Origin of the sequence: Dactylosporangium sp. NPDC005572, assembly GCF_040605515.1 — a bacterium.
Classification (GTDB): domain Bacteria; phylum Actinomycetota; class Actinomycetes; order Mycobacteriales; family Micromonosporaceae; genus Dactylosporangium.
In genome coordinates this window covers 1-9842 of the sequence record NZ_JBEXCY010000317.1, presented here as the reverse complement: position 1 = coordinate 9842, position 9842 = coordinate 1, and the positions used below count along the sequence as shown (strand labels likewise).

Annotated in this window: 8 protein-coding genes and 3 pseudogenes; 6 read left to right on the top strand and 5 right to left on the bottom strand. The window is 67.1% G+C overall.

Features of this window, described 5'->3' with window-relative positions; all coding sequences use genetic code 11:
* Nucleotides 1-363 precede the first annotated feature (363 nt).
* From ABZS66_RS58140 to ABZS66_RS58130, 3 genes and pseudogenes are all read left to right on the top strand, one after another.
* On the top strand, nt 364-675 hold the full coding sequence (locus ABZS66_RS58140; RefSeq protein WP_354773024.1) for a transposase: 312 nt from the start codon (nt 364-366) through the stop codon (nt 673-675).
* Between the two features lie 69 nt (nt 676-744).
* A pseudogene (locus ABZS66_RS58135) lies at nt 745-2446 on the top strand (ISAzo13 family transposase).
* 7 nt (nt 2447-2453) lie between these two features.
* Nucleotides 2454-3356, top strand: a pseudogene (locus ABZS66_RS58130) (IS3 family transposase); the annotation flags it as partial.
* A 50-nt stretch (nt 3357-3406) separates the two neighbouring features.
* Here ABZS66_RS58130 and ABZS66_RS58125 read toward each other — a convergent pair.
* The 3 genes and pseudogenes from ABZS66_RS58125 to ABZS66_RS58115 all read right to left on the bottom strand — a co-directional run bounded on the left by ABZS66_RS58125 (nt 3407) and on the right by ABZS66_RS58115 (nt 4832).
* Nucleotides 3407-3628 carry a hypothetical protein gene (locus ABZS66_RS58125; protein WP_354773020.1) on the bottom strand — a complete coding sequence of 74 codons (222 nt, stop codon included), beginning with the start codon at nt 3626-3628 and terminating at the stop codon, nt 3407-3409.
* Nucleotides 3629-3695: 67 nt separating this feature from the next.
* A pseudogene (locus ABZS66_RS58120) lies at nt 3696-4043 on the bottom strand (helix-turn-helix domain-containing protein); the annotation flags it as partial.
* Nucleotides 4044-4094: 51 nt separating this feature from the next.
* Nucleotides 4095-4832: an alpha/beta hydrolase gene (locus tag ABZS66_RS58115; RefSeq protein ID WP_354773022.1), complete on the bottom strand. Its 738-nt coding sequence runs from the start codon at nt 4830-4832 to the stop codon at nt 4095-4097.
* A gap of 805 nt (nt 4833-5637) precedes the next feature.
* On the opposite strand from ABZS66_RS58115, the gene ABZS66_RS58110 reads away from it, so the two are divergent.
* The 3 genes from ABZS66_RS58110 (at nt 5638) to ABZS66_RS58100 (ending at nt 7719) form a co-directional block, all read left to right on the top strand.
* Nucleotides 5638-5949: a metalloregulator ArsR/SmtB family transcription factor gene (locus tag ABZS66_RS58110; protein WP_354773018.1), complete on the top strand. Its 312-nt coding sequence runs from the start codon at nt 5638-5640 to the stop codon at nt 5947-5949.
* On the top strand, nt 5942-6295 hold the full coding sequence (locus ABZS66_RS58105) for a VOC family protein (protein WP_354773016.1): 354 nt from the start codon (nt 5942-5944) through the stop codon (nt 6293-6295). Before ABZS66_RS58110 ends, ABZS66_RS58105 begins: the two co-directional genes overlap by 8 nt.
* A gap of 1067 nt (nt 6296-7362) precedes the next feature.
* Nucleotides 7363-7719: an STAS domain-containing protein gene (locus ABZS66_RS58100; protein WP_354773014.1), complete on the top strand. Its 357-nt coding sequence runs from the start codon at nt 7363-7365 to the stop codon at nt 7717-7719.
* 615 nt (nt 7720-8334) lie between these two features.
* On the opposite strand, the gene ABZS66_RS58095 is transcribed toward ABZS66_RS58100, so the two are convergent.
* Together ABZS66_RS58095 and ABZS66_RS58090 are read right to left on the bottom strand one after the other, a co-directional pair.
* Entirely contained in the window at nt 8335-8973 is a 639-nt protein-coding gene (locus tag ABZS66_RS58095) for a hypothetical protein (RefSeq protein WP_354773012.1), read from the bottom strand.
* Nucleotides 8974-9164: 191 nt separating this feature from the next.
* Nucleotides 9165-9635 (bottom strand): hypothetical protein, encoded by a 471-nt coding sequence (locus tag ABZS66_RS58090; RefSeq protein ID WP_354773010.1) that lies wholly within the window; start codon nt 9633-9635, stop codon nt 9165-9167.
* Nucleotides 9636-9842: the final 207 nt, after the last annotated feature.

Sequence of the window (9842 nt, the reverse complement as noted above, 5' to 3'; positions counted from 1 at the left end):
TTGGTCGCTAAACCACCTACCGGAGACCTCTTCAGTTATCGATCACCGCCACGCCGCACATCGACACCCTTACGAAACGCTGCCTAGCATGCCCACGTGCATCGACGATTCCCGGCAGCAATCGGAAACGGTCGCCACCAGCGCTCTCGCTCATCCAGCCAGCTGGCGCAGCGGACCAAGACTCCGACGGGGCAACCTGAGGACGCTCCGTGAACGGACGCGTGCCGCTGGCCCGCAAGCTTCGTACGATCGTCCAGTGTTGTGTGATCTCGGTGCCATCCTTCGGGGGGAGTTGCCCCCTGATCTTGGACACTTGAACCTGGGATCGTGATGGTCCTGGGAGATCAGGAGTCCTGGAACACCATGGTGAACAAGCACTACCCGCCCGAGTTCAAGGCTGATGCGGTGGCGTTGTATCGGTCGAGGCCGGGTGCGACGATCGCGCAGATCGCCGATGATCTGGGTGTCAATCGGGAGACGTTGCGTAGCTGGGTCCGGCTCGATGACCAGCGGCGAGGCGAGGCCGGCCGTCCAGCGGCCACGGCGAAGCTGCAGCCTGCCGGTACGGTCGAGGAGGAGAACGCCGAGCTGCGGCGCCGGATCCGCGAGCTGGAGGAGGAGCGCGACATCCTGCGCAAGGCGGCCCGGTATTTCGCCGGGGAGACGCGCTGGTGAGGAGCCGTAAGGAAACTACTGCACGACTTCGCCTTGATCCGGTTTGTCGGGCGGTGCTGGGATTGCCCGATGCTCGCGGACTCCGTCGTTGTGGCCTTGGGCGTGAAGTTCGCAGCGATGCTGCCGCATCTGGACGAGCGGCAGCGGCGGCTCTACTTGGCGTGTGAGGCCGACGCGCTGGGCCATGGCGGGATCGCGGCGGTGGCCAGGGCGGCGGGAGTGTCGCAGTCGACTGTCGCGCGTGGACGGTGCGAGTTTGCTGGTGGTGCCGCAGTGCTCGGGCGGGTGCGCCGCCTCTGCGGCGGACGCAAATCGGCCGCCGAACGAGATCCTGGCCTGGTGCCGGCGTTGGAAGCCCTCATCGAACCGCAGGAAATCGGCGACCCGGTCTCGCCACTGCGGTGGACCACGGCCTCGCTGCGAGATCTGGCCCGGGAACTGACGGCGGCAGGCCATCCCGTGAGCGCTCCAGCGGTTGGACGGCTGCTGCGCTCGATCGATGGGTTTCAGCCTCCAGGGCATGGCCAAGATCCGAGCTGGCAGCCAGGTTCCCGACCGCGACGAACAGTTCCGCCACATCAACACCACAGTCGAGCAGTTCCTCGCTCGGCAACTGCCGGTGGTGAGCGTGGACGCGAAGAAGAAGGAACCGATCGGCGATTTCGCCCGGCCGGGCCGCACCTATCGGCGCAGAAAGACACCGATCGCCGCGCCGGACCATGACTTCGTCACCGCGGACACGCCGATCGCGATCCCCTACGGGGTTTACGACCTGGGCCGGGACACCGGCTGGGTGAACGTAGGCACCGACCGCAACACCGCAGCCTTCGCGGTGGAGTCCATCCGCCGCTGGTGGAACCAGCAGGGCCGCCAGCAGCACCCCAGCGCCGCCCAACTGCTCATCACCGCCGACGCAGGCGGCGCGAACGCCGCTGACTCCTACCTGTTCAAGAAGGACCTGGCCGGCTTCGCCGACGAAACAGGGCTACGCATCACCGTCCTGCACTTCCCGCCCGGAACCTCGAAGTGGAACAAGGTCGAACACCGCCTGTTCTCACGCATCACGCACACCCTGCGCGGCCGCCCGCTGACCAGCTACGACGTCCTACTGCAAAGCATCGCCGCGACCCGCACCAGCACGGGCCTGACCGTCAACGCCGTCCTCGACAAGAACACCTACCCCACCGGCCGGGTCATCACCAAGACCGAACGCGCGGCGATCCAGCACCGCGTGCACCGCGACACGTTCCACGGCGAGTGGAACTACACCATCGCCCCGCACGACCCCGAGCAACCACCGGCCGCCGAGCACGACCCGGCGAAGGCACCCCCGATCCCGGCCGAGGCCACCTTGCTACTCACCCATCCGGTCCTGACCGGCCTATCCCGTCGGCGGTTCGACCGGCTCGTGGCACAACTCGAGCCCTGGCGGCGGGTCCTGGCCGAGGCCGAACGCGAGAAACGCCACGGCATCAACCGCCGCGGCTACAACCCCGGCTTCGGCTTCCTCGACCACCGCCACCGCGTCCTAGCCGCAATCCTGAGCCGCCGCAACACCATCACCCTCACCCTCGCCGCCCGGCTGCTCGGCCGGGACCGCAACACCCTGAGCTACCACGCGCACCGGACCATGCCCCTGCTCGCCTTCGCCAGCCCCGACCTCGCCACGCTACTGGCCCAACCCCGGCAGACTCATCCGCCCCGCACGATCGAGGCACTCCACACCGTCATTGCCAGCCACGAAAGCGGCTTCAACTCACGCAGTAATTGATTTACGGCTCCTGACTCGCTTCCAGTTCGTCGCCGACCACTCCCAGCGCTACGGCGTGAAGCGGTTGTGCCAGATCCTCGGGATCGCTCGCTCGAGCTTCTACTACTGGAAAGCCACCGCACCCGCACGGGCCGCGCGAGACGCTGCGGACGCGGCCCTGGCCGTGCGGATCCGGGCGGTGCAAGCCGCGCACGACGGCACCTACGGCGCGCCGCGGATCACCGCCGAACTGCACGACAGCGGGCTGCCGGTCAACCGCAAGAAGGTGGCCCGGGTGATGCGCCGCTACCGAGTCCGGGGGCTGCGGCTACGCCGGCGGGTGTCGATTACGATCCCGGACCCGGCCGCGGCGAAGGCCCCGGATCTGATCGGCCGGGACTTCACCGCGCCGGCGGTCAACCAGCGCTACGTCGGCGACATCACGTATCTGCCCGTCGGTGAGCGCGGGTTCCTCTACCTGGCCACCGTCATCGACCTGCACTCCCGACGCCTTACGGGCTGGGCGATCGCTGACCACATGCGCACCGACCTCGTCGTGGACGCCCTGGCCGCCGCCCGACGGACCCGGGGCAGCCTGGACGGGGCGATCATGCACACCGATCACGGAGCCCAGTACACGTCGAAGGCCTTCGCCGACGCCTGCACCGCGGCCGGGGTCCGCCAATCCATGAGCAAGGTCGGCAGCAGCGCCGACAACGCCCTCGCCGAATCGTTCAACGCCACGTTCAAACGCGAAACCCTGCAAGGCCGCCGCGCCTTCACCGACGAACGCGAAGCCCGACTCACCGCGTTCCGCTGGCTCCACCGCTACAACACCGTCCGCCGCCACTCCCGGCTCGGACACCAATCCCCGATCAACTACGAGACGAACACCCGCACGGCATCGACTACGCTCACCCGAGCCGCGTAAACCCCCGTGTCCAAGATCAGGGGTCAAGGCCCGTACGTGCGCCGCGTGCTCTACACCCAGACGGTTTCCTGGTGGCGCGGGCGGCAGCGGCGGGTCAAAGAGGTACTGGTCGACGTCGCGCCCGAGTCGGCCGGGTCGCTGCGGCACGACGCTTGGACCTGCGTCTTCGCATCGACCGTCTTCGCATCGATCGACTGTACGAGTGCGGCGCTGGGCGGGTCGAGATACAGGCTCACGATGTCGGCGACCTTCTCGGCGAGGTACGGCTCCATGGACAGGGTGAACGTGCCCTGCCGGTGCGGCTTGAGATCGTTGTCCCGCCACAGTTTTCGTCACGTAGCGCCAGGATACCGATGCCCCCTCGGTGCGTTTGAGGTAGGCGGCCAGCTGCCGGCTCGACCAGTGCGGCAACCCGGTTTTCACCGCAGCGTGGCCTGGCTCAACGCCCAGAATCCGGGCCCGGACCGCGGCCGGGACCTGCTGACGAGGTACGGCGTGGGATCCGTCCTCCGAACCGGCCGGGCCGTGGTCGGTGTACCGGTCGGCCCAACGGTCCACAGTGGGTAGTGACACTCTGGCCAGCGCCGCGACATCCTTGCGGCGCTGACCTTCCGCCATCCACAGCACGATCGGCGCATGGGTCGCCACCACCGCCCACAACTCCGTGGTCTGGCCCTCGGCCAACATCACACCAGGATCCGTCACCAATCTAAACAACGCAACCAGAGTCACGAGACACTAGCGGCCGATGAATTCACCGATCGCCGCAACGACGGCCTCGGTGCACTCGGACGTGACGCCGTGACCACCGTCGAACTGCACCAGTGTCGCTCCAGGAATGCGTTCGGCGAGGTGCACGGAGTGCGCGGCGTCGACGAAGTTGTCCTGCCGCCCGGCGATCACCAACGTCGGCGTCGTGATATTGCGGAGCTCCGCCTCGACGTCGACCGTCTGGGCGAGCGCAAGTTGCTCGCGGGTTCCCGGTTGCAGCGACGAGCCGATCTGTTGCACCATCGCGTTGAGCATCTCGGACGGGAGCATGGCCGCAACCTGGTCGGTCATGCCCAGGATCAGCAGGAGCCTGCCGTTGACCTCAATGCCGCCGTGGAGGATGGAGTCCCAGAGCTCAAACCGCAGACGGAGGCTCGGTCGCGCACTGGCGTAACCGGACACCGCTACAAGGTGCGTCACCTTATCCGGAAACATTGCCGCCAGCTTGATAGCGATCGGCGCGCCCAAGGAAGCTCCGGCCAGCGCGAATCGCTCGTGCCCGGCCCTTGCCGCTACGTCCACGATCTGATCTGCCAGGGCGGCGACGTCGATGGGCCCGTCTGGTATCGAGCTGGAACCGGACCCCGGCAGGTAGGGGAGGATCAGCCGGTACGAGGTTGCGAGCCCGTCCAGCGCAGGCCCCCACGTCTGTACCGGCACGCTCCCCGTTCCGTGCACAACGACGAGGGCAGGACCCGCGCCCATGACCTCGTATGACAGTTGATGTGCCAAGACATTCCTCGCTTCCTCGTTGAGCCGACCGGCGTCAACCATACCACCCAATCAACTAACTGAATAGTTAACACTTCGCGATCGGTGGCCGAATGTCCTGCCGGCCAGCCGGCAGGGTGAAGCCCGACGCGTCGAGATGCGATGAGGTCGTTCAGCAGCAGGGTGCATCGGAGGCGGGCGCCGGAACGGGTTTCGACGCTGCGGAGAAGCGTGGAGCTTCCCATCAGTCTCGCGCCCTGGAAGATCACTCCCGCCCTTTAGGCCGGCAACACTGTCGTCGTCAAGCCCTCGTCCGCGCACTCCCCCGACGACATTCGCCGTCAGCGAGATCCTGCGCGGAGTGCTGCTCGACGGCGTCCTGAACGTCGTCACCGGACCGGATCCGCTCGGCACGTTCGAACCACTTGCCCCGACTACTTGATCGCCCCGGTCAGCAGATCGACGCGCCAGTACCGCGACCACCTGAAGCATCGACAGTGAGGTGCCGGTGATCACCAGAGAGTAGAACGACGCCACCGACATCACCATCAGCCGGGTACGACTCTTTTCCGACCACGACCAGACCCGGCCGATGTCTGCGGACACAGCACTAGTCGAAGAGCCCCAGCCCTCCGTCGCCGCTCGATTCCAGGGAGTCAGCTCACGAGTATCACTGGCCGTGTCACACCGGATGATGCGTGCGTGCCGGCGGCCGCGCCGGGCCGGACTCGCGATCGGTATGGACGGCATCGCACCCACTCCGCTACTGTTTCGCATGGAGACGAAATAAGCTGGTGACGTGGCCGATACTGGGGACTTGGATGAGCTACTACGAGCGATGGCGAGCGCGCACCGACGGTCCATCCTGCAGCACGTCTGGGTCTGCGAGCGCGGCGCGGGCGAGCTGGCCGACCGGCTCGGACTAGCCCCGGCGAGCGTGTCGGAGCACCTCAAGGTGCTACGCAAGATCGGCCTGGTCGCGATGCGGGTCGACGGCACGTACCGGCTGTATCAGGCCCAGCCGGAACGTCTGCGCGAGCTGCTGCTCCTGCTCGCGCAGACGTTCCCGGACCCGAGCAGCACATCTTCGAATGAGGGACAACATGAGTGACCACAACACCGCACACCTGGAGAACGCTGTCGTGCACTTCGACATCGCGGGACCCGACGAGGCCCCGCTGCGTCGCTTCTACGACGAAGTGCTTGGCTGGCGCGTCCAGCCCAAGGGACCCGGGTACACGCTCTTGGCCACTCCTGGCGGACTAGGTGGGGCCATCGTGGAGCAGGAACGGGCCTGCGTGGTCCTCGGCGTCGCGGTCGCCGACCTGGACGGGGCGGTCAAGCGGGCCGAGCAGCTGGGGGCGACGATCGTCATGCCACCCACCGACAACGGCTGGGTGGCCAAGGCCCAGCTGCAGGATCCCGCCGGCAACCTGGTCAACCTCATCCAGGCATAACCCGCGCAGGCCCGGCCCGCCAACGGCTGGGCCGAAGCGCCCGATGCCCCTCGGCCCAGCCACAGGCGGATGACACCCAATGCGGCTGAGCGAGCTGACGCCCAGTCGGATCAGTTGGCCCAGCCGGCGCCGTCGCCGACGGCTCGGAGTGCGGCAGCAACGTCGGCCGGCCGCTCAGGTGCAGCGGCAGCGGTCAGCAAAGGCGACGGCACCGATGAGGAGGCTCCGGAGGTGGCGTAACGTCGGATGGCGGGACGACGCGGTGGGGACATGGGGACCCAGAACCTGCGGCGATCAGATGGCCGTGAAAGGCAGTAAACTGCTCAGTTGGTACAGCTTCGCCAACTTCATGATCAGCTATCGCGGCAACCGAGGTGGGAACCCGTGTCGTGAGGTCCCTGCGCAATGGCCCGAGCGAGCGAAAGTCCTGGTCCCTTGCACTGTATGCAGTGCAAGGGACCAGGACTGAGAGCGGCATCCCTGCAGCGCCACCTCGTCGCGCTCGCGCCGCAGGGGCCGCGTACGGCCTGTCGGGCCTCCAACACCTGCCGGCTCCGCACGACTCGACGATACGGCTCTTGTCGACGGCCACTGAGCCAGTGGACGATGACCGGCAGGGTGCTGCGGGTCGCGCGAGTCCACTAGCCTCCCCCGCTCGGCGGCCCATTGTCAGCGTCAAGCGCGCCGGACACCCCCGTCCGACGCGTACGCCGACTCACCAGCCGACCGGCCCCGGCCCGCAGCCGAGGCCAACTGGGCCGAACTCAGCAGATCGGAATCACACGTAGCCGAGACGGCATGGTTTGCACCAACCGCGTCGACCGGGAAACCGCAACCCCATCAGGCGCGGAAGCTTCTGCGCATTACCGGCCCGTTGATGCAACCGCATGAAAGGAACGTGACGGCCCGCCGTCCGACATCGATGCCAGAAACCGGCTGCCGGCCCAGCCCGAATCCAGCCATCCCTCCGTGGCACGATCAGCGCCATTCGTCATCCCGGGCGACCATCGAGCGCTACACGGATCAACAGGCCGATCATCCATACCGTTACCATAGTATGACACGGCGTGACGAACGAGAGTTCTCTATGTAACGCTGGCAGCGTGGCGCTTTCGTTCAAGGTGTATCGTCACGCCACCGGGCAGGTCATACTTCAGCTCTGGGGCGAACTCGACCAGCACAGCGCTACGACGTTCCACCACGCGTTGGCCCTTGCACTAGAGACCGTGCCGACCGAACTTCTGCTGGATCTGAGCAAGGTCACGGCGATTGAGGTCGGTGGGGTGAGCGTCTTGTTTGCAGCACGCCGTGCCGCTGATCAGGTGCATTGCCGGTTCCGATTGTCTGCGGTGAGCCAAGCCGTCGATGGCCTCCTCCGCGCACAGGGTCTCACCGGCGAGTTCATCGGACTCGGCTATGCCTAACGCGCCGGCCGCGCAATTCCGCGTGCCGGAGGGCAGGTGGTCAACGCCCGCGGAGCGGTCGACGCGCGATCGATGCTTCAGTTCGTGGGAATGCTCGTCGCCTATCGACTCACTGGCTAATCCACTGAGTACCCACACCCCGAGTAGGCGCGTGGCTCCGGCGGGCCGCGGGACACAGCCGCAAGGACCGGCCGCCCCCGTACACCCGTCGCCGCCGTCGAGTGCGGTCGAATTCGCGCTGTTCACGGCCTGCCCACCGGTGGGCCGCTTCGCGTGGGCGGCTCCGTACTGATGGACGACCGTGCTGGTCATCGGCAACACTTGCCCGGATGCCACGGCCCGACGCCGAGCGAGATCGGCTTGTGCGCACAGTCCTCAGAGAAGCTGGCACACTCCTGAACGCTGCAGTTGCGCACTGCCGCCGCGGCCGGGACGGCGCAGCCAATCGGCGCCGTACCCACCGTCGTCGGCCGCCAGCGTGCCACACCGGGAGCCAGCCTCAAAGCAAAGAACGAATATTCATCCTCCAGCAGATCCGCCCAAGAGTGGTTCAACTGTGTCAACCACACCCGTGCCCGCCGGAACGCGAAAGGGCGCGGATGATTTCGAGACCAGTCAGGCGTTGACCGACTCCCGTTCTGCTGACTCGGGGACCGCGAAGCCGGTGGTGGCGGGGGTGCGGACGGCGTGGACGAGGCCGGCGGCGCCGAGCAGGAAGAGCAGGCCGGCGGCGAGGTAGGCGACGAGGGCGGCCTGGCCGGCCTTGGCGCCGAACTCGCTGAAGCCGTACGAGGTGAGCAGCATGCCGCGCAGGCTCTCGCCCTTGAAGACCGTCTCACGCTGGGCGTTGACGTCGGTGAGCTGCTGCTGCAGGTCGGCGGCGGCCGGGTCGTCCTTCGGCAGCGCGGCGATCTTCGCCTTCAGGTCGGTCTGCACGTCGCCGAGCTGTGAGTAGGTCTTGCCGCCCGCGATGGACTGCAGGTGCAGGCCGATGAACTCGTTGGCGTAGCACTCGGCCTGCTTGCCCGTGGTGAGCTGCTGACCGGCGTTCTCGACGAGGCACGCCGACTTACGCTCCTCCGCGGTGAGGGTGTCCGCGGACTTGAAGGTGATCTGCTGCTGGCTGAGCTGGGTCTTGACGTAGTCATTGGCGAAGTTCGCATTGCTGGTCAGCACGAAGCCGGCGACCAGCAGCAGCCCGGCCAGGACGACGAGGCCGAAACCGACGATGAGGTCGAGCGTCTTGCGCTTCATGAGTGCCCTCCGGGGCTCTGGTCTGCCGCTTGCTGTGGTGAGCACAGCGTCCCGCGCGGGGCCGGTTGCCCAGCAGAGCCCAACCACCCGACTCCGCCGGAACCTCCAGCCCGGACCTGCCCGGGACCTCCGGCACCCACTGACTCAGGCGACCACCTCCCGTCTCGGTCGTCAATCAACGTGCGAGGCGATCAGCGCCAGCGATAAGGCATGACGACATCGACGGCGTGGACGGATCCGCCGTGCGATACGTCACGGTGGTACTCCCGCATCGAGCTGGCTGCCCAGAATCCTCGAGCGGACAGCCACGCCAGCAACGCGCTCCGCGCATCCTCAACCACGTCGGGACACACCACGTCCAAGGCCATAACCGCGGGGCCACCGGGCAGCCCAGAAGCGACGACCTCCCCAGCGTCCTCGACCGCCTCCTGCACCTGGTAGCCGACCTCGACACCGACGCCCTCCGCCGTGTGCAGGTACCGGACGAAGGGCGGACCGACTGTGTCCACTCGCTGCCGGCCAAGCTCGGCGGAGATCCGCCGGAGCGTACCTGGCAGCCACCATCCGAGCTGGGCGCCGGCGAGCGACAAACTGATCACTGCTGCGGGGCACGGATCGAGATCCACGACCCGCAACCGGAACTTGAAGTCGACTGTCACCACGACCAGTACGCTCCTCCCATTCCGCGGTGGGCTCAGAACTCGAACACCAGGCGGGCCGGGACCTGTCCGGCCAGGATCTCCTCGAAGCACGCGTTGACCTCGTCGAGCTTGCGGGTCTGCGCGATCACCCGGGTGCGGCCGGCCGCGTGCAGCGCGAACACCTCGGCGAGGTCCTGGCGGGTCCCGACGATCGAGCCGATCACCGAC